General features: G+C 68.2%; 19 protein-coding genes. 8 read left to right on the forward strand and 11 right to left on the reverse strand.

What is annotated here, in order from left to right; genetic code table 11:
• Nucleotides 1–155: 155 nt before the first annotated feature.
• Both D6860_RS02510 and D6860_RS02515 read left to right on the forward strand, forming a co-directional pair.
• The gene (locus tag D6860_RS02510) at nt 156–1,937 is read left to right on the forward strand and encodes an aminopeptidase P family protein (protein ID WP_076624171.1); all 1,782 of its coding nucleotides are present in this window, start codon (nt 156–158) and stop codon (nt 1,935–1,937) included.
• A 58-nt stretch (nt 1,938–1,995) separates the two neighbouring features.
• On the forward strand, nt 1,996–2,340 hold the full coding sequence (locus D6860_RS02515; protein ID WP_076624170.1) for a DUF427 domain-containing protein: 345 nt from the start codon (nt 1,996–1,998) through the stop codon (nt 2,338–2,340).
• Nucleotides 2,341–2,564: 224 nt separating this feature from the next.
• Here D6860_RS02515 and D6860_RS02520 read toward each other — a convergent pair whose 3' ends face one another.
• Together D6860_RS02520 and D6860_RS02525 are read right to left on the reverse strand one after the other, a co-directional pair.
• Entirely contained in the window at nt 2,565–3,122 is a 558-nt protein-coding gene (locus D6860_RS02520) for a CHAP domain-containing protein (protein ID WP_076624169.1), read from the reverse strand.
• 368 nt (nt 3,123–3,490) lie between these two features.
• The gene (locus D6860_RS02525; protein WP_083697835.1) at nt 3,491–5,278 is read right to left on the reverse strand and encodes a chloride channel protein; all 1,788 of its coding nucleotides are present in this window, start codon (nt 5,276–5,278) and stop codon (nt 3,491–3,493) included.
• Nucleotides 5,279–5,448: 170 nt separating this feature from the next.
• Here D6860_RS02525 and D6860_RS02530 point away from each other — a divergent pair, with 170 nt between their 5' ends.
• The 3 genes from D6860_RS02530 (at nt 5,449) to D6860_RS02540 (ending at nt 9,030) form a co-directional block, all read left to right on the forward strand.
• Nucleotides 5,449–6,009, forward strand: coding sequence for a hypothetical protein (locus tag D6860_RS02530; RefSeq protein WP_076624167.1), 561 nt, complete (start codon nt 5,449–5,451; stop codon nt 6,007–6,009).
• 108 nt (nt 6,010–6,117) lie between these two features.
• Nucleotides 6,118–7,491: an FAD-binding oxidoreductase gene (locus tag D6860_RS02535; protein WP_076624166.1), complete on the forward strand. Its 1,374-nt coding sequence runs from the start codon at nt 6,118–6,120 to the stop codon at nt 7,489–7,491.
• A 252-nt stretch (nt 7,492–7,743) separates the two neighbouring features.
• On the forward strand, nt 7,744–9,030 hold the full coding sequence (locus D6860_RS02540; RefSeq protein ID WP_076625405.1) for an NAD(P)/FAD-dependent oxidoreductase: 1,287 nt from the start codon (nt 7,744–7,746) through the stop codon (nt 9,028–9,030).
• Nucleotides 9,031–9,191: 161 nt separating this feature from the next.
• On the opposite strand, the gene D6860_RS02545 is transcribed toward D6860_RS02540, so the two are convergent.
• The 9 genes from D6860_RS02545 to D6860_RS02585 form a co-directional block, all read right to left on the reverse strand.
• Nucleotides 9,192–10,472 (reverse strand): TRAP transporter large permease, encoded by a 1,281-nt coding sequence (locus D6860_RS02545; RefSeq protein ID WP_076624165.1) that lies wholly within the window; start codon nt 10,470–10,472, stop codon nt 9,192–9,194.
• A gap of 5 nt (nt 10,473–10,477) precedes the next feature.
• The gene (locus D6860_RS02550) at nt 10,478–10,981 is read right to left on the reverse strand and encodes a TRAP transporter small permease (protein WP_076624164.1); all 504 of its coding nucleotides are present in this window, start codon (nt 10,979–10,981) and stop codon (nt 10,478–10,480) included.
• Nucleotides 10,978–11,991, reverse strand: coding sequence for a TRAP transporter substrate-binding protein (locus D6860_RS02555; RefSeq protein ID WP_017468574.1), 1,014 nt, complete (start codon nt 11,989–11,991; stop codon nt 10,978–10,980). The genes D6860_RS02550 and D6860_RS02555 overlap by 4 nt, the downstream gene beginning before the upstream one ends.
• Before the next feature lie 180 nt (nt 11,992–12,171).
• Nucleotides 12,172–13,593, reverse strand: coding sequence for a TrkH family potassium uptake protein (locus D6860_RS02560; RefSeq protein ID WP_076624163.1), 1,422 nt, complete (start codon nt 13,591–13,593; stop codon nt 12,172–12,174).
• Nucleotides 13,594–13,740: 147 nt separating this feature from the next.
• Nucleotides 13,741–14,967, reverse strand: coding sequence for a tryptophan synthase subunit beta (trpB, locus tag D6860_RS02565; protein ID WP_076624162.1), 1,227 nt, complete (start codon nt 14,965–14,967; stop codon nt 13,741–13,743).
• A gap of 251 nt (nt 14,968–15,218) precedes the next feature.
• Nucleotides 15,219–15,770, reverse strand: a complete 552-nt coding sequence (locus D6860_RS02570; RefSeq protein ID WP_076624161.1) for an NADPH-dependent FMN reductase — start codon at nt 15,768–15,770, stop codon at nt 15,219–15,221.
• Between the two features lie 36 nt (nt 15,771–15,806).
• A complete protein-coding gene (locus tag D6860_RS02575; protein ID WP_076624160.1) occupies nt 15,807–17,168 on the reverse strand; it encodes an MATE family efflux transporter in 1,362 nt (453 codons plus the stop codon).
• A gap of 126 nt (nt 17,169–17,294) precedes the next feature.
• Nucleotides 17,295–17,804 carry a PaaI family thioesterase gene (locus D6860_RS02580; protein ID WP_076624159.1) on the reverse strand — a complete coding sequence of 170 codons (510 nt, stop codon included), beginning with the start codon at nt 17,802–17,804 and terminating at the stop codon, nt 17,295–17,297.
• On the reverse strand, nt 17,801–18,226 hold the full coding sequence (locus D6860_RS02585) for a PaaI family thioesterase (RefSeq protein WP_076624158.1): 426 nt from the start codon (nt 18,224–18,226) through the stop codon (nt 17,801–17,803). Before D6860_RS02585 ends, D6860_RS02580 begins: the two co-directional genes overlap by 4 nt.
• Nucleotides 18,227–18,367: 141 nt before the next feature.
• On the opposite strand from D6860_RS02585, the gene D6860_RS02590 reads away from it, so the two are divergent.
• The 3 genes from D6860_RS02590 to D6860_RS02600 all read left to right on the forward strand — a co-directional run bounded on the left by D6860_RS02590 (nt 18,368) and on the right by D6860_RS02600 (nt 21,255).
• Nucleotides 18,368–18,742 (forward strand): MerR family transcriptional regulator, encoded by a 375-nt coding sequence (locus D6860_RS02590; RefSeq protein ID WP_076624157.1) that lies wholly within the window; start codon nt 18,368–18,370, stop codon nt 18,740–18,742.
• 305 nt (nt 18,743–19,047) lie between these two features.
• On the forward strand, nt 19,048–19,446 hold the full coding sequence (locus tag D6860_RS02595) for a MerR family transcriptional regulator (protein WP_179949468.1): 399 nt from the start codon (nt 19,048–19,050) through the stop codon (nt 19,444–19,446).
• Between the two features lie 30 nt (nt 19,447–19,476).
• Nucleotides 19,477–21,255, forward strand: a complete 1,779-nt coding sequence (locus D6860_RS02600; RefSeq protein WP_076624156.1) for an acyl-CoA dehydrogenase C-terminal domain-containing protein — start codon at nt 19,477–19,479, stop codon at nt 21,253–21,255.
• Nucleotides 21,256–21,280: the final 25 nt, after the last annotated feature.

A 21,280-nucleotide genomic window follows, 5' to 3' on the forward strand; every position in this document is an offset into this window, starting at 1 on the left:
TCCGGGCCAATTCACCCCGAGGGTATTTGGAAACCGGAGAAGCCCCGGGCGCGGCGCATGCCCCTTCTTCGGTTTGAAAATACCCTCGGGGGTGTGGGGGCAGAGCCCCCGCCGCCTGCGCAGCGGGCGCTCATGAATGAATAGGGGAGCCCGAGATGTTCCAGACCTTCCAGGAAACCGCCCGCCCCGACCAGGGTCCGCCACGGCTCGCCGCGCTGCGGGCCGAGATGGCCCGCGAGGGGCTTGCGGGCTTCATCGTGCCGCGGGCGGATGCGCACCAGGGCGAATACGTCGCACCGCGGGACGACCGCCTCGCCTGGCTTACCGGCTTCACCGGGTCCGCGGGCTATTGTGTTGCCCTTTCCGACCGTGCCGGGGTCTTCGTCGACGGCCGCTACCGGGTTCAGGTGAAGACGCAGGTCGCCGACGTCTTCACGCCGGTGGACTGGCCCGAGGTCGGGCTGGCCGACTGGATCGCCGACAACCTGCCCGACGGCGGCGGCGTGGGCATCGACCCCTGGTTGTTTTCGGTGGAGCAGCTGCGCGCGCTCGAGGCGAAGCTCGACGGCGTGACCCTGACCCGCTGCGACAATCTCGTCGACCGGATCTGGGAGGACCAGCCTAACCCGCCGCGCGGCGCGGTCTTCGCGCAGCCGGTGTCGCTGGCAGGCGAGCCGCACGAGGACAAGATCGCCCGCCTCGCGCAGGGCCTAGGCGAAGCCGGCGCCTGCGTCATCACCCTGCCCGACAGTATTGCCTGGCTGCTGAACATCCGCGGTTCGGACATACCGCGCAACCCGGTGCCGCATGGCTTCGCCCTGCTCAACGCCGACGGTACGGTCGAGCTCTTCGTGGACGCGCGCAAGCTTGCGGATCTCGGCGACCATCTCGGCGACAAGGTCTCCGTGCTGCCGCCCGAGGGCTTTCTTGCCGCCGTGGCGACGCTCGGCGGCCGCGTGCAGATCGACCCGGCCAGCTGCCCGGTGGCCGTGGCAGACGTTCTCGCCGAGCGCTGCGAGATCGTCGAGGCGCCGGATCCCTGTCTGCTGCCCAAGGCCTGCAAGAACGCCGCCGAGCTCGAGGGCGCCCGCGCGGCGCACCTGCGCGACGGCGCCGCCATGGTCCGTTTCCTCGCTTGGCTCGACCGGCAGACGCCCGGCGCCTTCACCGAGATCGACGCCGTCACCGCGCTCGAGGCCGAGCGCCGCGCCACCAATGCGCTCCGCGACATCTCCTTCGAGACCATCGCCGGCACCGGCCCCGACGGCGCCATCGTGCACTACCGGGTGACCGAGGCCACCGACCGCACGGTGCGCGAGGGCGACCTGCTGCTGATCGACAGCGGCGGTCAATACGTGGACGGCACCACCGACATCACCCGCACCATCGCCATCGGCGACGTCGGCGCGGAGGAGTGCACCAACTTCACCCGCGTGCTGAAGGGCATGATCGCCCTGTCGCGGCTGCGCTTTCCGCAGGGGCTTGCCGGGCGCGACATCGACGCGCTCGCCCGGGCGTCGCTCTGGGAGGCCGGGCTCGATTACGGTCATGGCACCGGCCATGGCGTGGGCGCCTATCTCAGCGTGCACGAGGGGCCGGCGCGGATCTCGAGGATGGGAACGATCCCCTTCGCACCGGGCATGATCCTCTCGAACGAGCCGGGCTTTTACCGTGAGGGCGCCTATGGTATCCGGATCGAGAACCTCATCGCGGTCGAGCAGGCCCCGGGGCTTCCGGGACAGACCGTGCCGCGCATGCTGCGGTTCGAAACCCTCACATGGGTGCCGATCGACCGGCGGCTGATCGTGCCAGCCCTGCTCACGCAGGCCGAGCGCGACTGGCTCGACGCCTACCATGAAGAAGTGCGCGCGCGGATCGCGCCGCTTGTCGAGGGCCGGGATGCGGAGTGGCTGGCTGCGGCCTGCGCGCCGCTTTGACACAGGACTGTCGCAACGCGGCTGATATATGATCCGTGATCATACGGGGAGAGAGCATATGCTGAAACACATTACCATCCGTCCGGCCGAGGGCACCTGGGTCATCCGCGCCGGCGGCGCCGTTCTGGGCGAGAGCGGGCGCGCGCTCGAGCTGACCGAGGGCGACATGCCCGGCGTGATCTACTTCCCGCGCGACGACATCGCCACGGCGTTTCTCGAGCCGTCCGATTACCGCACCGTCAACCAGCACATCGGCGAGGCGACATACTTCAACATCGCCTCGAAGAGCCGGAGCTACGACAATGCGGTGTGGTCCTACGAGGCGCCGAAGGACGAAGCGGGCGAGATCGCCGGCTACCTTGCCTTCGAGGTTCAGGACGGGGTCGCCGTCGAACAGGTCTGAGCCCCTGCCCCGCCGACCTGTTCGGCGGGCGCCTTTGCGGTCCGCATCCAGCTTGCGATGGGGGATGCCGCAAGCCTCCCGCTCGGAATCAGGGCGAGGGACTGTATTTCACTGGCATTGGAAGCAGGAATGGTCACGCGAGGCCCCTCCGGGCACCGCGTTATACCTCACGCCTTCCCGGCGACCGGCATCGGTCGCGCGGAAGCGTCCCGCGCGCTGTAGCGTTACCGGATCTGCGTGCTGGCCGGGTAGATGAACCCGTTGATCGGGTAGGCCTTGCCGTAGGACCCGGGATTGCTCTCGACGCGCACGGACGACCAGTCGTTGTTGGCCGAGATGTCCTTGACCGACATGCCGAGCGAGACCTTGTTGCGCTCCCAGTTGGCGTGGTCGACGCGCAGTTCGCGCTCGGAGACAACCTCGGAGACCACGGCGACATGCCCCATGGGCATGCCACCCGTCGCTGCGAAGGCCATGACGGCACCGGGCACCGGCTGACGGCCGCGCTCGTAGGTGCCGGCGGCCTTGCCCCACCAGGTGTTCGCGTTGCCCCGGATCTGCACGCCGCTCGCGTTGCGGGCGAAGGGAACGCACCAGACGCGACGGCCCTGCGATTGCAGTTCCTTCACCTCGCGCAGCGCCATCGCACGCAGACCGAGGTCGATCCCTTCGAAAGAGTAGGCGATGTCGGGGGCCTTGACCGAACAGGCCGCCGTGGACAGCAGGATTGCACAAAGTAGCGGCAGGCCGAGCCGTGCCTTGCGAGCATGGGTTGCGCTCATTCGTCCCTCGAGATGCTGTTCTGCTCTGCTTCGTTGTTCTGCCCGAAGCTCGGTCACATCTTTTGACGATCGGTTAACCAAAGCCAAGCGCGCGTGACACGCTTCGGCAAAAATCCGCGCACACGGCTTGACTGCCGCACCAAATTGGAACGAACGGTTCAGTTTGATTTTGTCGATGAAGTGCGCGCCGTTGGCGATAGGCGGGTTCCACTCTCGGCGTCGAGCCTTCCGGGTCGGCCGAGAGTGTCCGATCAACGCGCTGGATGAGAGCCGTGGTCCCGTGATCGCGGTGCAGGCAACCTTATTGCCCGAACTTCACACCAACGCGCCAGGGGCCTGCGCCGGACATGCGCCCGGCGCAGCGTGGGTCAGCTGCGGTAATCGCGCAGGACCGAGTCCGCGATGGCTTCGCGGGTCAGCACGCCGATCACGTTCTCGGCGCGTGGAATCGACTTCTCGGGCACCACAAGAAGCGCCGCGTGGCCGCGGTCGGCCATGCGCGTCATGGCGCCCCGCAGGAAGCTCGATTCCTGTGCATAGCCCACCGGCGCGATGATCGGGCCGTGCCGCCTGGTCGGGTCCTGTGGATCGACACGGACGATGCCGACCACGTTGCGGCCCTCGGTCACCACCGCATAGACACGCTCTTCACCGAGCTCGGTGTCGACGACGCCGGTGCTGCCCAGTTCGGACTTCTCGAACACCGCCACGACTGGCGACATGAGCTCGCGTATGATCCGGATCGAGAAGCTGTGCGACCGGCTTTCGCGCGGGATGTGGTGGCCACGGCGCGAGAGCTTCGTGGTGTAGATGTCATCCTCGGAGATCGTGCGGCGCACCCCGAGCGCGCAGACCACCGCGATGATCGCCGCGACCGTGATCGTGTAGTCGCCGGTCATCTCGAAGATCATCATGATCGAGGTCAGCGCCGCGCCGGTCGAAGCCCCGACGATGGCCGCCATGCCGATCACTGCGAAGGTCACCGAGTGGAAGCCGAGATTCGGGAACAGCAACTCGAGCGTCGCGCCGAAGGCCCCGCCAAGCGCCGCCCCGAGGAACAGCGACGGCGAGAACACCCCGCCCGACGCGCCGGCGCTGAGCGAGATCGACGTGGCGATCATCTTCAGCGCGAAGAGCAGCAGCAGGAAGGCCGGCGTCGAGAGCTGGCCGGTCAGGATCGCCTCGATGGTGGCATAGCCCACGCTCTCGGTGTGATATTGGCCGGTGGTCAGCAGCAGGACATACATCAGCACGCCGAGCGACGTCATCCCGATGATGTTCTTGACGTAGGGATTGGCCTTCCAGCCGTCGAAAAGATCCTCGCAGCCGTAGAGCACCTTGACGAAGAGCCATGCCGCGAGACCCGCGATCAGGCCGAAGATCACGTAGAGTGGCAGCATGTCCACCGACAGCGGCACGAAGAGATCGGGGCGCACGTGCGCCGCCATCTGGAAGGCGGGCTCCATCCCGAAGGCAAGCCGGCCCACGTAGGTCGCGGTGCCGGTGGCAAGCACCACCGGCAGCAGGGTGCGCGCGCTGAACTCGGGCAGCATCAGCTCGACGGCGAACATCACCGCGCCGAGCGGCGTGTTGAAGGTGGCGGCGATGCCCGCCCCTGCCCCGGCGGCGACCATGGTGATGACCTGCCACGAGCGCAGCCGGAACGCGCCCCCCAGCACGGAGCCGATGCCCGAGCCGATCTGGATGATCGGGCCTTCGCGACCGACCGACGCCCCGGAACCGATCGACAGCGCCGAGGCCAGCGACTTGATCAGCACCACGGCGGGCCGGATCTTGCCGCCGCGATAGTAGATCGCGTCCATCACCTCGGGAACGCCGTGGCCGCGGGCCTCGGGCGCAAAGGTGCGCACCAGCCACAGAACGATCACCCCGCCGATGACCGGGGCGAGGATCACGAAGGGACCGTAGGGCGACGGCGGCGTCGGCAGGTTGGCGTCGTGCTCGAAGGAGAAGATGCCGAGAAAGGCGAGGTTGTGGATGACCGAGATGAGATAGCGCAGCAGGATCGCACCGATGCCGGTTACCACCCCGATCGCCACCGCGATCAGCGACAGGTAGACCATCGAGACCCGGCGGTTGTCATCCGTCTGGATCGACTGTGAGGTAAGACTTTCGTTCGTTGTCGTTTCGGTCATTTGGCTCATCCGGCAATTGAGGCTTCGGGCAGCGAAGTATATGGTCCGGCCATGCACGCCGCCGCCTGGACCGAACCGCTGTCCATCGCCTACGCCGATGAACGCCGCTTGCAAAGTCCGGCTGCGGCATGAATAGCACACAAAGGGGAAAATCAGCGCGGAGCCATGGCATGAAGATCACAACACACTGGCCGCGCGCCCGGCTGCGACCCGCCCAGATCATCGGCCTCGCCATCGCGCTGGTCGCCTGCGTCATCTATTTCGGTGTCCTGCACCTGCTGGACGGGCGGGCGAAATCCTACCTCGAGGAGGTTCGGCAGTCGAACCGCTCGCTGTACCTGACCATCCTGCGCCAGACGCAGGGGTTCGACACCTATCTTGCGGAATACACCGAGCTCGAGGGCTACGACAGCTTCCGCCCGCTCACGCCGGTCTTCCTCGTCGGACGCTGGACGATGCGGGACGAGCCGATGCGGCTGAGCCCCGGCACCACCCCGACCGAGTGCAGCAACCCTCTGACGCTGAACTACGGGCTGCTTCTCGAACATGACGCCGGCGGGCTCACCCTGTCGGTGCAGTATCGGATCAACGGCAAGATCGTCGAGGTCCGCAACGCGGCCACCGGCATCATGCCGATCCACCTTGTCAGCTACGGCGGCCAGCTCGATCACATCGAGTTCGTGCCCCCGGGCGAGAGCGAAACCGTCTACGGCTATCTCTGCGGACGCTAGCTCGCGCTCGAGCCAAGCCGAAACCGCGCCGGTCGCGCCGAAAGCGACCCGCGCCTTCCCCTCTCGACCGCGGTCCGGCGAGCGGGCACCCCATTGAAGGATCTCCCCATGCGCCATGCAGACGCCCTCGATCAACTGGCCGGGCTGCTCGGCCCGCGGCTCAGCCGGTCCGATGCCGAGCGTGCCCAGCACGGGCGGTCGGAGTCGCATTTCCCCACGGTCCTGCCGGATGCCGTCGCCTATCCCGAAACCGCCGCCGAAGTGCAGGAGCTGGTAAGGATCTGCGCCGAACATCGCTGCCCGGTGACCGGCTGGGGCGCCGGAACCTCGCTCGAGGGCCACGGGCTGGCGGTGAAGGGCGGCGTGGTCGTCGACTTCACGCGCATGAACAAGGTGCTCGAGGTGCGCCCTGCCGACATGGACGTGACCATCCAGCCCGGCGTGACGCGCGAAGCGCTGAACGAGGAGCTGCGCGCCACCGGCCTGTTCTTCCCGGTCGATCCCGGCGCCAACGCCTCGCTCGGCGGCATGGCGATGACCCGGGCCTCTGGCACCACGACGGTGCGCTACGGCTCGATGCGCGAGAACGTCCTCGGGGTCGAGGCGGTGCTGGCCGACGGCCGCATCATCCGCACCGGCACCCGAGCCCGCAAGAGCGCCGCGGGCTACGATCTCACCGCGCTGATGGTCGGATCCGAGGGCACGCTGGGGCTGGTGACCGAGCTCACCCTGCGGCTGCACGGTATCCCCGAGGCCACGAGCGCCGGCATCTGCGCCTTCCCCGACATGCACGCAGCGGTCACGGCGGTGATGGAGACGATCCAGATGGGCATTCCCATGGCCCGGATCGAGTTCGTCGATGCCGCCACCGCGCGCGCCTTCACCGCCTACTCGGGGCTCGAGATGGCCGAGGCACCCCACCTGCTTGTGGAGTTCCACGGCTCGCCGGAGAGCGTTGCGCAGGATGCCGAACGCTTCGCCGAGATCGTGGCCGATCACGGCGCCTCGCCGTTCCGCTGGTCGACCCGGGAAGAAGAGCGGCGGGCGCTCTGGGCGATGCGGCACAACGGCTATTACGCCATACTCGCGGCGCGCAAGGGCGCGCGGGGGCTGGTGACCGACATGTGCGTGCCGATCTCGCAACTGGCCACCGCGGTCGAGGAGACCCAGGCCGATATCGCGGCGGGGTCGATCCCCGGGCCGATCCTCGGCCACGTGGGAGACGGCAACTTCCACGCGATCCTGCTGATCGACCCGGACCAGCCCGCCGAACTCGAAGAGGCGAAGCGACTGTCGCATCGCATGGCCGAACGCGCCCTGCGGCTGGGCGGCACCTGCACGGGCGAGCATGGCGTGGGCATGGGCAAGCTGCCCTACATGGAGGCCGAACACGGCGCCGGCTGGGACGTGATGGGCGAGATCAAGCAGGCGCTCGACCCGCTCGGCATCCTGAACCCCGGCAAGCTGGTGCGTCAGGGCTAGGCAAGGGGTGGGTTGATACCCCACCCTACGGGCCTTGGTTCGCCGGGTCTCAAGCTAAAGAGCACGCGCGGCGCCAGCACCGCACGCGTGTCCCGCCTGCCGCATTTCCGGGCAGGCCGGCGCGCGTCCCACGGGTGCGTGTCAATTCCGGGGACAGACGGGATTAATCGCGGTATATCAAGGCACAGGATGCCGCGGTTCACCCGGCGCGAGTCGGGGATCGCGGCGCTGCACGCAAGCGAGAGACCGGCGATGACCACGCACCTTGAGACCGACACATCCCTCTGGCACCGCAGCAGTCGCGAACTGTTCAGGGCGGGCCCGCTCGACCGAGGCCTGAGCGTCGATCTCGCGGTGATCGGTGGCGGCTTCACCGGCTGCTCGGCGGCGCTCGAGGCGGCGCGGCGCGGCGCGCGCGTGGCGGTGCTCGAAGCCCGGGAGATCGGATACGGCGGCTCGGGGCGCAACGTCGGGCTCGCCAACGCCGGGCTCTGGCTCAAGCCCGACGACATCCTCGCCGAGATGGGCGACGCCGCCGGCCGGCGCCTGATCGCCCGGCTCGCCGAGGCGCCGGACGTGGTCTACGGCCTCATCGCGCGTGAGGGGATCGCCTGCGAGCCGGTGCGCAACGGCACCCTGCATTGCGCCCATGCGCCCTCGGGCATGACCGACCTCGAGGCGCGCTGCCGCCAAGGCAACGCTCATGGCGCACCGCTGCAGCTTCTCGATGCGAGCGAGGCGGCGAGGCGGGTCGGAAGCCGGGCGGTGCACGGCGCGCTCCTCGATCCGCGGGCGGGCACGGTGCAACCGCTGGCCTATGTCCGCGGGCTCGCCCGGGCCGCGCGCGATGCGGGCGCCCTGCTTTTCGAACAGAGCCCCGTCACCGAGGTTGCCCGCGACGGCGACGGCTGGCGGCTGGCCTGCAACGGCGAGAGCCTGCGCGCCGGCGCGCTGCTGATGGCGACAAACGCCTACCACGCACCCTTCCCCGGCGCGCGGCCGCCGGCCTACACGCCGGTGCATTTCGGCCAGTTCGCCACCGCGCCGCTGCCCGCGAGCCTCCGTGCACGCATCCTGCCCGGGGGCGAGGGCTGCTGGGACACCGCGCTGGTGATGTCGTCGTTCCGCACCGACGCGGACGGGCGGCTGATCATCGGCGGCATGGGCGACCTCGGTGGCCCCGGTGGCGGCATCCATGCCGCCTGGGCGCGGCGCAAGCTCCGGGAGCTCTTTCCCGAGGCGGCCGACCTGCCCTTCGAGCATGGCTGGTGCGGGCGCATCGCGATGACGTCGGACCACATTCCCAAGATCACCGAGATCGGCCCGCGCGGCTATGCCTGCTTCGGCTATTCCGGGCGCGGCATCGGTCCGGGCACGATCTTCGGGCAGTCGCTGGCGCGGGCGCTGCTGGACGACACTGCCGACGCTCTGCCGCTCGCGCCGGTCCGTGCCCATGCCGAGAGCCTGACGCGGCTCAAGGCGCGCTACTACGAGGCCGGCGCGAGCGCGATGCACCTCGTCGGCGCGCGTGGCGCCTGAGGCAGCGGGTCGGGGGCGCTGCCCCCGTCGCCTGCGGCGACTCCCCCGGGAATATTTCTGGCCAGAAGAAGCCCTGGCCGTTCGCGGCGGGTGGTGGGCCTCGGGACTGACTTTGCAGCCTGGTGGAAGCCCGGTGCGGCCCGGGCGAGCTGCTGGAGCGCTCAGGTGAGCAGCAGCACCAGCCCCGGGAAGGCCGTCAGCAGCGCCACGCGCAGCACGTCCATCGCGACGAAGGGTCCGAGGCCGCGGAAGATCGTGCCGAGCGGCACGTCGGGCACCACCGAGCGCAGCACGAAGGCGTTCATGCCAACCGGCGGCGTGATGTAGGAAATCTCGGTCACCATGACGACAAAGATGCCGAACCACACGAGGTCCACGCCCTGCGCCGCCATGATCGGGTAGAAGACCGGCACCGTCAGCATGATCATCGACAGGCTCTCGAGCAGGCAGCCGAGCGCGAGGTAGATGCAGAGGATGACGAGGATCGTCACCAGCGGCGTATCTCCGAAGAGCGCGAGGAACGTCTGGATGTCGCCGGTCATGCCCGACATGTTGACGTAGTTGGTGAAGGTCAGCGCGCCGAAGAGGATGAAGAACATCATCGAGGTGGTCTTCATCGTGTCGTAGAGAACCGAGATCATCCCCTCACGCGTGAACTTGCCCGAGAGCAGCACCAGCAGGAAGGCGCCGCCGGCGCCCATGCCGGCGCTTTCGGTGGGCGTGAACACCCCGAGGTAGATGCCGCCCATGACGAAGACGAAGAGCACCAACGCGCCGGCGGTGCCCTTGAGCGCGCGGATGCGGTCGCTCAGCGGCAGTTTCGACTCGGTCGGCAGGTCGATCTTCCCCAGCGCGATCGAGATGCGCACGGCGATGGCATAGCCGATCACGCCGATCAGCCCCGGGATCAGCCCGGCGAGGAACAGCCGCCCGATGTCCTGCTGGGTGAGGATGCCGTAGAACACGAGGATCACCGAGGGCGGGATCAGGATGCCCAGCGTGCCGCCGGCCGCGATCGAGGCGGTCGACAGCCGGTCGGGATAGCCGAAGCGCCGCATCGAGGGCAGCCCGATCCGGGTCATCGTCGCCGCCGTGGCCATCGACGAGCCACAGACCGAGGAAAACGCGCCGCAGGCGACGACCGTGGCCATGGCGAGCCCGCCCTTGCGGTGCCTGAGCCACGCGTAGGCCGAGGTGTAGAGCTCCTCGGCGATGCCCGACTGCACCACGAAATTGCCCATCATCAGGAACAGCGGCAGCACCGACAGCGAGTAGTCGCGGCCATTGTCGAAGAAGGCCGAACCGATCAGCGACAGCGCCGGCATCCAGCCGATGATCGAGGCGACGCCCGCGAGCCCCACCCCCGCCAGTGCCATCGAGATCGGCACGCCGAGCAGGAGCAGCACGGTGAGAACCGCCATGCCGATGGGCCAGTAGTCCATGTGCTTCAGTCCTTAAGCGCGCGGAACAGCCGGGGCAGCGGCACCAGCGCGGTGATCGCCGCGCCGAGCCCGGTGCAGACCGCGCAGAAATAGCCAAGCGGCGCGATCGGGATGCGCAGGCTGTTGGTGGCGCCGCCGTAGCTGCCGATCTGGCCCGCGTAGATCCAGATCCGCCATGTCACCACGGCGAGCACCACGGCCGAGAACAGGCCCGCCAGCGCCAGCCGCCACGGCTGGAGGCGCGGCGGCATCCGGTCGGTTACGAGATCGACCGTCACGTGTTCCTCCGCCAGCGCCACAGCCGGCAGGCCGAGGAAGATCACCGCCGCCAGCAGCAGTTCGGTCAGCTCCGTCGCCCCCACCAGCGGCGCGTTGAAGACGTAGCGCCCGATCACGTCGACCACCGTCATCCCCATGAGGCCGAGCAGCAGCACGCCCCCCAGCAGGGCGAGGGCCGTCCGTAACGCACCCGCGGGCGCGCCGCTGTGACTGGGCGCAGGCGCGCTCATTCCGTGCCCGCTTCCTTCGCGATCTCGGATTTCAGCATCTCGTAGGCCGCCTGTGCGTCGATGCCGGCCTCGGCCGCCTCGTCGAGCTTGGCCTGCACCAGCGGCGACAGTGCCTCGTCCCAGGCCGCAAGCTGCGCCTCGGTCGCAGGGGTGATGGCGATCTCGCCCTCCATGGCGGCGCGGCCCTCGGCGTCGGCGGCATCCCACATCCGGCCGGCCATGCGCGCCAGCGCCTCGCCGGTCACGCTGTCGATCTGCGCCTGCACCTCGGGGCTCAGGCTCTCCCACTTCGCCTTGTTCATCGCGATGTAGAACGAGGTATTGTAGAGCCCGCCCGGCACGTCGATCGCGGTTTCCAGCTGCGGGATCAGCTTGAAGAAGTTGACCGACTCGTAGGGGAAGAAGATCCCGTCCGCGACGCCCTGGCTCAGCAACTCGTAGGCCTTGGACGAAGGCCCCTCGACCGGAACCGCCCCGAGCGCCGAGGCGATCTCGTGCACGATGCCGCCGCCGACGCGGATCTTCACACCGTCAAGCACGTCGGGCGAGGACACGTCGCCTTCGTTGAGAAAGATTTCGCCGGGCCCGTGGCTGAACACTGCCAGCACCTTGACCTGGTCGTATTCGCCGGCGTCGCGCAGCATCTCGTCGAAGACGCGCCAGTAGGCGACTGAGATGCTCTCGGCGGTCTCGCCGAGGAACGGCAACTCGACGATGTTCGTGGTCTTGAACCGGCCCGGGTTGTAGCCCTGCACGCCGAAGGTGATGTCGGCGACGCCGTTCACCGCGAAGTCGAAATGCGCCTGCGGCGGCCCGAGCGGCGCGGGCAGGATGTTGGCGGTCACCTCGCCGTCGGTGGCCTCGGCGATCTGCTCGGTCATCGGAACGATCAGCTCGCTCACCAGAGGATGCGACGGCGGCAGCCAGTTGGCGACGGTAAGCACGGTTTCGGCATGGGCGGCAGATGCGAGCAGCAGGCTCAGCGCGGTGGCGGGCATGATAGTTTTCATGGGCGTGTCCCTGTTCGTTGTCCTCCCACCGGTCCGACCGCGCGACGCGGGGCCCGTGGCGGGTTGCCCCATCTGTCCTGCAAAGCCCCGCCCGGCGCAAGAGGCGCCGCGGCCTTTCCGCCGTCCGTGGCTTTCGGGGCGCGCAGGGGCCGGTCACGGGCGCCCCGCGCTGCCCTCGGATCAGGCAGTCAGTTCGCGCCAGAAGGCCGGGGTCAGGAAGACGAAGACGGTCAGCATCTCGAGCCGGCCGAGATACATGCCCAGCACCAGCACGAGCTTCACCGGGTCGCTCAGCGCGGCGAAGTTGCCCGCGGGTCCGATGATGTCGCCGACCCCGGGACCGACATTCGCAAGCGCGGTGAGCGCGCCGCTCATCGCCGTCGCGAGATCGAGCCCGAAGAGCGCCAGCACGCCCACCAGCGTCATGAAGGTCGCCATGTAGATCGAGAAGAACGAGATGACGCCGGCCATCACGTCATCCTCGACCGCCTGCCCCTCGTAGCGGATCACCGCCACCCGGTGCGGCGACTGGATCATCCTCAGCTGGTGCCAGACCGCGCGGGCGATCAGCAGCCAGCGCATCGCCTTGGCGCCGCCGGCGGTCGAGCCGGTGCAGCCGCCGACGGCGGTCAGGATGAAGAACGCCATCGCCGCGAAGGGCCCCCAGAGCGTGTAGTCGGTGGTCGCGAAGCCGGTGGTGGTGACCACCGAGACCACGTTGAAGGCCACCATCCGCAACGCCGTGAGCGGCGCCTCGTGCCGGGTCAGCACCAGCCAGAGCGTCAGCCCGCCGATGACCACCGCGAGCGTGACCAGCATCGCCTCGACCTGTTCGCTGCGGAACCGGCGGCGATAGATGCCCCGGATGTACCACGCGAAGGGCAGCGCCCCGAGCAGCATGAAGAGCGTCGCCGCCCATTGCAGGAACGGGCTCTGGAAATGCCCGAACGATGCGTCGTAACCCGAGTAGCCGCCGGTCGAGAGCGTCGTCATGGCATGTGTGATCGCGTCGAACGGCCCCATGCCGCCGGCCACGTAGACCAGCGCGCAGACTCCCATCAGGCAGAGATAGACCTGCAGCGTCGCCGAGGCGAAGACGGCGGCGTTGCGCAGTTCCTTGTCGCCCTTGTCCGAGCTTTCGGTGCGAAAGAGCTGCATGCCGCCGACCCGCAGGATCGGCAGCAGCGCGATGCCGGTGACGATGAAGCCGACGCCGCCCACGGCCTGCAGGATGGCGCGCCAGAGGATGACGCCGCGCGGCGTGTCGTCGAGCCCGCTCATCACCGTCGAGCCGGTGGTGGTGATCCCCGACATCGCCTCGAACAATGCATCAACGGGGGCAAGCTGCCACAGCCAGAGCGGCACCGCGCCGACGATCGCCGCCACCAGCCAGATCGAGGCAGTCAGCACGAAGGTATGCAGTCGTCGAAGATCGCGTGATGCGGTCGAGGCGGCGATGCTCAGCAGCACGCCCACGGTGCCTGCCAGGAAGCCCGCGAGCCCGAAGACCTCGGCCGTTTCGGGAAAGAACGCCGCGTCCACCTCCATGAGCGCGGCGAAGAAGACCATCACCAGTCCGTTGATGTAGACGACGAAGCTCATGGCTGTCTCTCGGCGCCGGCCCCAGTTGCGCACGCCCCCGCAAGATGCGGAGGCCACAGTGCCGCGTGGCGCGGCCCTCACGCCTGCCGCCGGCTGTCTCGCGTGTCCGTCACGGTCGGGGGCCTATGCCCCGCGACCGGAGGCGGGTCACCCGAGATCCTGCCCGAGGTGCTTGGCCACCGCGAAGATGTCCTTGTCGCCACGCCCGCACATGTTCGACACGATGACATGGTCCTTGGGCAGCGTCGGCGCGATCTTCATGACGTGCGCCAGCGCGTGGCTGGGTTCGAGCGCGGGGATGATGCCCTCGGTCCGGCAGGAGAACTGGAACGCCTCCAGCGCTTCCTTGTCGGTGATCGAGACGTACTTTGCCCGCCCCGTGTCGTGCAGCCAGGAATGCTCGGGCCCGATGCCCGGGTAGTCGAGGCCCGCCGAGATCGAGAAGCCCTCGAGGATCTGGCCGTCGTCGTCCTGCAGCAGGTAGGTCCGGTTGCCGTGCAGCACGCCGGGCCGTCCGCCGGTGAGCGAGGCGCAATGCTCCATCTTCTCGTCGACACCCTTGCCGCCGGCCTCGACGCCGATGATGTTGACCGAGGGGTCGTCGAGGAACGGGTAGAACAGCCCCATGGCGTTCGAGCCGCCACCGATGGCGGCGATCACGGTGTCGGGCAGACGCCCCTCGCCCTCGTGCTCTGGCAACTGCCATCGCACTTCCTTGCCGATGACCGCCTGGAAATCGCGCACCATCGCCGGGTAGGGGTGCGGCCCCGCGACGGTGCCGATGCAGTAGAACGTGTCGTGCACGTTGGTGACCCAGTCGCGCAGCGCGTCGTTCATCGCGTCCTTGAGCGTGCCGCGACCACTGGTCACCGGCACCACCTCGGCGCCCAGCAGGCGCATGCGGAACACGTTGGGCTGCTGGCGCTCGACGTCATGCGCCCCCATGTAGACCACGCATTTCAGACCGAACTTGGCGCAGACGGTGGCGGTCGCCACGCCGTGCTGGCCGGCACCGGTCTCGGCGAGGATGCGGGTCTTGCCCATGCGCTTGGCAAGGATGATCTGGCCCAGCACGTTGTTGATCTTGTGCGCGCCGGTGTGGTTCAGCTCGTCGCGCTTGAGGTAGATCTTCGCGCCGCCCAGTTCCTCGGTCATGCGCTCGGCGAAATACAGCGGCGAGGGCCGGCCCACGTAGTGTTTCCACAGGTGGTCCATCTCGTCCCAGAAGCTCTGGTCCGTCTTGGCGCGCTCGTATTGTTCCTCGAGTTCGAGGATCAGCGGCATCAGCGTCTCGGACACGAAGCGTCCGCCGTAAATGCCGAAGCGCCCCTTCTCGTCGGGACCGTTCATGAAGGAATTGACCAGATCGTCCATCGCGCTTCTCCGTCTCGCAATGGCCCTTCTCTAGAGCATCACCGCCCCCGCGACCAGCCCCGCATCTTCTTCTCTTTCCCAAATACCCTCGGGGGTGAATGCGGCGCAGCCGCAGAGGGGGCAGAGCCCCCGTGCCCTCTCCAACCCCGACCGGCACCCGGTCCGGTGCGCTCACGCATCCACGGGCGCGCACCGACGCTGCCCGAAAGCTCCGACGGACCGGCAGGAGCCGCCCCGCCCCTGCCCCGCTCTCAGCCCGCGCCCTCATCGATCTCGCGGGCAAAACCTGCCACGAAGCCGGCCAGCCGTTCGCGGGTCGCTGCATCGGTGAGCCGTCCGGTGTCGTCGAACAGACCGCCGGCCTTTGAGACCAGCATCCGCCCCTCGCACCAGGGACGGGTACCGAGTGCGCGCAGCACCGGCAGCCAGGCGTTCTGCGACAGCATCGTGCCGAAACCGCCCGGCGAGGCCCCGACGATCGCCACCGGCTTGCCGCGGAAAAGATCGGCGCCCGGCCCCGAGGCCATCCAGTCAACCGCGTTCTTGAAGACGCCCGGAATCGAGTTGTTGTATTCGGGCGTGACCAGCAGCAGGCCGTCGCTCGCCTCGAGCGCCCGGCGCAGGGCCAGCACCGGCTCCGGCGTGCCGTCCGCCTCGAGATCGGCGTCGTATAGCGGCACGCCGTGGATCGTGTGCGGTTCCAGCGTCACGCCCTCGGGGGCGAGTTCCGCGGCAGCGTGCAGCAGGCCGGTGTTGAACGACAGCCGGCGCAGGCTGCCCGACAGTCCCATGATGCGTGTCATGCGTGTTTCCCTCAAGACATCCCTGACTAGAGCAGTTTAGGCGGCGCGTCCCAGCGGTCCAGCCCCGGACGTCGCGCCATGCGCCGCCGCCGCCCGCTCGAGCGCCGGGTAGCGCAGCGCCAGCGTGACGCCGCGCGCGACGAAGGAGACATGCATCGCCAGCCACAGGCCGTGGTTGCCGAGCGGCCCGATCAGCAGCGGCAGCGCGGCGAAATACAGCGCCGAGGACAGGACCATCATGTTTCGCATGTCGCGCGAGCGCGTGGCGCCGATGAAGATGCCGTCGAACATGGTCAGCCCGAGCTGCATGACCGGCGCTGCCACCATCCACGGCAGGTAGAGCCGCGCCTCGGCGCGCACCGCCGGATCGGCTGCCATCACGTCGATCATCGCCGGCCCCAAAAGCAGGAATCCCAACGCCATCAGCACGGCGACGGCCACCGCCCAGAGGCTGGTGAGCAGCGCGCCCCGCCGCAGGTGTGCAAGCTGGCCCGCCCCGAAGGCCCGCCCCACCAGCGCCTCGGCGGCAAAGGCGAAGCCGTCGAGCGCGTAGCCGGTGATCATCAGGAACTGCAGCAGCACCTGGTTCGCCGCCAGCGTCTCGTCGCCGAACCGGCCACCCAGCAGCAGGAAGGTGACGAAGACCGCCTGCAGCAGCAGGGACCGGATCAGGATGTCGGTGTTGACCGCCGCCATGCGCATCAGCCGGGCGCCGTCGAAAATGCGTGCGATGTCGCGCGCGGCGCCACGGGCCAGGGTCTTGCGGCAGAGCCACAGGCCCATGGCAAGCCCCGCGTATTCCGCGAGGAAGGTCGCGGTGGCAACGCCCCCCACGCCCCGGTCGAGGCCGAGGACGAAAACGAGGTCGAGGCAGACGTTGATCCCGTTCATCCAGAGTTGGAGGGCGAAGACGCTGCGGGTCCGCTCCTGCGCGATGAGCCACCCGGTGATGCCGTAGATCGCGATGGCCGCCGGCGCCGACCAGATCCGGATGCGCATGTACTCGCGCGCCAGGGCCTCGACCTCGGGAGAGGCCGGCGACACGGCGAAGGCGCCGGCGAAGATGAGCGGTTGCAGGAGGATCAACAGTGCTCCGCCGGCGAGGCCGATCAGCAGGGCGCGCGACAGCAGCGCCGCGACCTCGTCGCGGTCGCCGGCGCCCGCCGCCTGTGCCGCGAGACCGACCGTGCCCATGCGCAGGAAGCCGAAGATCCAGTAGACCGCCGAGATCACGATGGCACCGACACCGACCGCGGCGATGGGCTCGGGCTGCGGGATCTGGCCGACGACGCCGGTGTCGACGGCCCCGAGGATCGGGATCGTGACGTTCGAGAGCAGGATCGGCAGCGCGATCTTCAGGACGCGCGCGTGTGTGATCGGCGTGCGGATCTCGGTCATGCGGCGTCTTTCACGTGGCGGAGGGGGCAGCGGGGGCTCTGCCCCCGTCCGCGCCTGCGCGCGGACTCCCCCGAGGGTATTTGTCGAACCGGAGAAAGGCCGGGCGCGGCACGCGGCGACCGGTGCTCAGGCTTCCTTGCGGGGCATCAGGAAATGCGCGTGGGCCTGCGCGATGGGACGGTTGTGGTTGTCCTGCCAGGCCTCGGCGCGAACGCTGGCGTAGCGTCGGCCCGAGCGGGTGACATGGGCGCGGGCGTAGGCGTCGCGCGGCAGCCCCGAGCGCAGGTAGTCCACGGTAAAGTCGATGGTCTTGGGCAGGCGCGGAAGCGCGCCGGCCTCGAGTTCCTCGAGGGTGAGGGTCCCGGTCTCGACGTCTTCCCAGAGCAGGCCCCAGCTCAGGGTGATGATCGAGGTGACCTCGAGGAACGCGGCGGTGACGCCGCCGTGCAGCGCCGGCAGTTGCGGGTTGCCGATGAGCTTCTCGTCGAAGTTCAGCACGCCGGTCAGCTCGTCGCCGCGGCGGTCGAAGCCGATGTTCAGGAAGCGGATGTAGGGCACCCGTCCGGCCAGCGCCGCGAGCGCGGCGTCGCGGCGCTGCTTGACCACCTGCATCGGCTCGGGGCGGGACCGGCTCATGGCTTGCGCTCCACGGTGAAGGTGCCGGTGGCGGTGGCGACCGGATTGCCGGTGTCGTCGTCATGCGCGGTGGCGCGCACGAAGGCCACCGAGCGGGTCACGTGATGGCATTCCGCCCGGGCCACGATCGCCTGCCCCGGCGTCGCGCCGCGCAGGTAGTCGATGCGCAGGCTGATGGTCGCCGTGCCACCCGGGTTCGACGGGTGCGCCATGGTCGCGGCACCGCCGCAGGTGTCCATCAGGGTCGAGACCGCGCCGCCGTGGATCACGCCGGTGTCGGGGTCACCGATCAGTTCGGGATCATAGGGCATGCGGATGACGGCGATGCCCTCGCCGATCTCGAGGATGTCCATGTTCAGCGCCCGCGCCTGGGGAATCAGGCGGATGAAGCTGCGGGCCAGCTCGGCCTTGTCGGCGCACATCGCGGATCTCCTTGCGTCGCGCCTTTCTTATGCGGGCCCGCAGGCGCCTGTGCAAGGGCAAGGGCGCCGCTGCGTCGGGGCGTGTTGCCCCCTGCCCCGCAACGGACTAGGTTCCGTCTCGGGCGAGCTTAGGAGGAGAAGATGAGCGACACCCGCCGTCTCAGCTTCAAGGAAATGTGCGAGGCCTTCGAGGTCACGCCGCGCACCCTGCGCTACTACGAATATATCGAGCTGCTCGCACCGGATCGCGAGGGACGCTCGCGGTTCTACGGTCCGCGCGAGGTCGCCCGCATGAAGCTCATCATGCGCGGGCGCAAGTTCGGCTTCCAGCTCGAGGACATCCGACAGTGGCTGGAGATGCGCGACAGCGACGGGACCGAGGCGCAGATGCGCACCTGGGTGGAGATGGCGGACCGTCAGCTCCTGGAGCTCGCCGAGCAACGCCGCCAACTCGACGAGGCGATGGAGGAGCTCCGGAGCCTCCGGGACGAGACCGCGAAGACGCTGGCCCCCTGAACGGCCGCCAGCGTGGCCCCCCAATCGCCCCATGCGCAGGCACGCGACCGCCGATACCGTTAAGAAGATTGCGAAAATTCGCCGATGCCGGATTGGCCGAGTTCGGTGGAGTTTGCGCGGGATGTCGTCTTATTGCATTCGAATGCAAGAATATTGTGACGCGTCAGCAGTGACGCGAAAGGAAGTTACGTCAACCTGAAAGTGACGTGGCGTCCCTGTTACGTCAACCAAATTTCCCATTGTAAGACGGGCTCAGAAAGCGCACCTCACCGCGCACCCTAACGCAACGTGAGGCTTTGAAACCGATGAGCGACGAGCAATTTATGACGATCCGCGAGATGTGCGACCTCTTCGAAGTCACGCCCCGGACCCTGCGCTTCTACGAGCAGAAGGAGCTGCTCTTCCCTAGGCGCGAGGGGCAGAAACGGCTCTTCACCCGGCGCGACCGCGCCCGCCTGAAGCTGATCCTGCGCGGCAAGCGCTTCGGCTTCAGCCTGGAAGAGATCCGCCAGCTGCTCGACCTCTACGACATGGGCGACCAGCAGCAGACGCAGATCGCCCGCACCTACGAGATCGCACAGGCGCGGCTCGACGACCTGATCCGTCAGCGCGACGAGCTGAACACCGCGATCAACGAACTGAAGGAACAGCTGGAGTGGGGCGAGCGGATGCTCGGCCAGATCCAGCATCGAAAGGCCGGCTGACACCGGCCCACGGCATCTAGGAGGAGAGTCATGCCAAGCTACACCGCCCCCGTCCGGGACATGCAGTTCCTGCTGCACGACGTCCTGGAGGTCAGCCAGGCCGGAATTCCCGGCTACGAGGAGCTTGACCGCGACACCACCGGCGCGATTCTCGAGGAGGCCGCGAAACTCGCGGAGAACGTGCTGGCACCGCTCAACCCCGTGGGCGACGCGCAGGGTTGCCGGCTCGAAAACGGCGTCGTGCGTACGCCCGATGGCTTCAAGGCGGCCTTCGACCAGATGCGCGAGGGCGGCTGGACCGCGCTCGACTGCGATCCGGAGTATGGCGGCCAGGGCCTGCCCTACCTGATGTCGACGGCGGTGGGCGAAATGTTCTCGGCCGCCAACATGGCCTTCAACATGTACCAGGGCCTGACCCACGGGGCCTACAACGCGATCCACGCGCATGGCTCGGAGGAGCAGAAGGCCACCTACCTGCCGAAGATGGTGAGCTGCGAATGGGGCGGCACCATGAACCTGACCGAGCCGCATTGCGGCACCGACCTCGGGCTCATCCGCACCAGGGCGGAGCCGCAGGACGACGGCAGCTACCGCATCACCGGCAACAAGATCTGGATCTCGGCCGGCGAGCACGACATGGTCGAGAACATCGTGCACCTCGTGCTGGCGAAGATCCCCGGCGGCCCCGAGGGCGTGAAGGGCATCTCGCTCTTCATCGTTCCGAAATTCCTGGTGAACGAGGACGGCTCGCTCGGCGCGCGCAACGCGGTGAGCTGCGGCGGGCTCGAAAGCAAGATGGGGATCCACGGCAACGCCACCTGCGTGATGAACTACGACGGCGCGACCGGCTTCCTCGTGGGCGAGGCGCACAAGGGGATGCGCGCCATGTTCACCATGATGAACGAGGCGCGGCTGGGCGTGGGCCTGCAAGGCTACGCGCAGGGCGTCGTGGCCTACGAAAACGCGCTCGGCTTCGCGAAGGAGCGCCAGCAGGGCCGCGCGGTGACCGGCGCGCAGATGCCCGACGCACCCGCGGACACGATCATGGTGCACCCCGATGTGCGCCGGAACCTGATGGACCAGAAATCCATCACCGAGGGCGCCCGCGCCTTCGTGTTCTGGGGCGCATCGCTGATCGACCAGGCGCACCGCTCGCAGGACAAGCAGGCCGAGGGGCTGATCTCGCTGCTGACCCCGGTGATCAAGGGCTTCCTGACCGACAAGGGCTTCGAGACCTGCGTGCTTGCCCAGCAGACGCTCGGGGGCTCGGGCTTCACCCGCGAATGGGGGCTCGAGCAGTTCGTTCGGGACGCGCGGATCACGATGATCTACGAGGGTACCAACGGCGTGCAGTCCTTGGACCTCGTGGGCCGCAAGCTCGCCGCGGATGGCGGCAAGCCAGTGATGGGCTTCTTCGAGATGGTCAAGAGCTTCATCGCCGAGAACAAGGGCGCCGATGCCGATTTCGACACGCAGTTCCTCGAGCCGCTGAAGGCCGCGTCGAAGGACCTGCAGTCGGCGGCGATGTTCTTCATGCAGAACGGCATGAAATCTCCCGACGAGGCGCTTTCGGGATCCTATGATTTCATGCACCTCTTCGGGCATGTCTGCCTGGGGTTCATGTGGGGGCGCATGGCACTGGCGGCGCGCAAGGGTCTCGAGGCCGGCGGCGACAAGGCGTTCCTAAACGCCAAGATCGCCACGGGGCGCTACTACATGGCGCGGCAGCTACCGGCGACGTCGATGCACCGCGCCCGGATCGAGAGCGGCGCGGCCCCGGTGATGGCGCTGGACGCGGAAAGCTTCTGACGCGAGGGTGGGCGGAAACCGCCCA

The organism is Salipiger sp. D13 (assembly GCF_003703915.1).
GTDB lineage: Bacteria > Pseudomonadota > Alphaproteobacteria > Rhodobacterales > Rhodobacteraceae > Salipiger > Salipiger profundus.

Excerpts from the sequence above, each read along its gene's own strand:
- D6860_RS02580 (WP_076624159.1), bottom strand. The coding sequence starts at position 17,804 with ATGAGCCGGTCCCGCCCCGAGCCGATGCAGGTGGTCAAGCAGCGCCGC.
- D6860_RS02520 (WP_076624169.1), bottom strand. The coding sequence starts at position 3,122 with ATGAGCGCAACCCATGCTCGCAAGGCACGGCTCGGCCTGCCGCTACTT.
- D6860_RS02525 (WP_083697835.1), bottom strand. The coding sequence starts at position 5,278 with ATGACCGAAACGACAACGAACGAAAGTCTTACCTCACAGTCGATCCAG.
- D6860_RS02600 (WP_076624156.1), top strand. The coding sequence starts at position 19,477 with ATGCCAAGCTACACCGCCCCCGTCCGGGACATGCAGTTCCTGCTGCAC.
- D6860_RS02540 (WP_076625405.1), top strand. The coding sequence starts at position 7,744 with ATGACCACGCACCTTGAGACCGACACATCCCTCTGGCACCGCAGCAGT.
- D6860_RS02570 (WP_076624161.1), bottom strand. The coding sequence starts at position 15,770 with ATGACACGCATCATGGGACTGTCGGGCAGCCTGCGCCGGCTGTCGTTC.
- D6860_RS02595 (WP_179949468.1), top strand. The coding sequence starts at position 19,048 with ATGAGCGACGAGCAATTTATGACGATCCGCGAGATGTGCGACCTCTTC.
- D6860_RS02560 (WP_076624163.1), bottom strand. The coding sequence starts at position 13,593 with ATGAGCTTCGTCGTCTACATCAACGGACTGGTGATGGTCTTCTTCGCC.
- D6860_RS02545 (WP_076624165.1), bottom strand. The coding sequence starts at position 10,472 with ATGGACTACTGGCCCATCGGCATGGCGGTTCTCACCGTGCTGCTCCTG.
- D6860_RS02510 (WP_076624171.1), top strand. The coding sequence starts at position 156 with ATGTTCCAGACCTTCCAGGAAACCGCCCGCCCCGACCAGGGTCCGCCA.
- trpB (WP_076624162.1), bottom strand. The coding sequence starts at position 14,967 with ATGGACGATCTGGTCAATTCCTTCATGAACGGTCCCGACGAGAAGGGG.
- D6860_RS02515 (WP_076624170.1), top strand. The coding sequence starts at position 1,996 with ATGCTGAAACACATTACCATCCGTCCGGCCGAGGGCACCTGGGTCATC.
- D6860_RS02535 (WP_076624166.1), top strand. The coding sequence starts at position 6,118 with ATGCGCCATGCAGACGCCCTCGATCAACTGGCCGGGCTGCTCGGCCCG.
- D6860_RS02575 (WP_076624160.1), bottom strand. The coding sequence starts at position 17,168 with ATGACCGAGATCCGCACGCCGATCACACACGCGCGCGTCCTGAAGATC.
- D6860_RS02550 (WP_076624164.1), bottom strand. The coding sequence starts at position 10,981 with ATGAGCGCGCCTGCGCCCAGTCACAGCGGCGCGCCCGCGGGTGCGTTA.
- D6860_RS02590 (WP_076624157.1), top strand. The coding sequence starts at position 18,368 with ATGAGCGACACCCGCCGTCTCAGCTTCAAGGAAATGTGCGAGGCCTTC.
- D6860_RS02555 (WP_017468574.1), bottom strand. The coding sequence starts at position 11,991 with ATGAAAACTATCATGCCCGCCACCGCGCTGAGCCTGCTGCTCGCATCT.
- D6860_RS02585 (WP_076624158.1), bottom strand. The coding sequence starts at position 18,226 with ATGTGCGCCGACAAGGCCGAGCTGGCCCGCAGCTTCATCCGCCTGATT.
- D6860_RS02530 (WP_076624167.1), top strand. The coding sequence starts at position 5,449 with ATGAAGATCACAACACACTGGCCGCGCGCCCGGCTGCGACCCGCCCAG.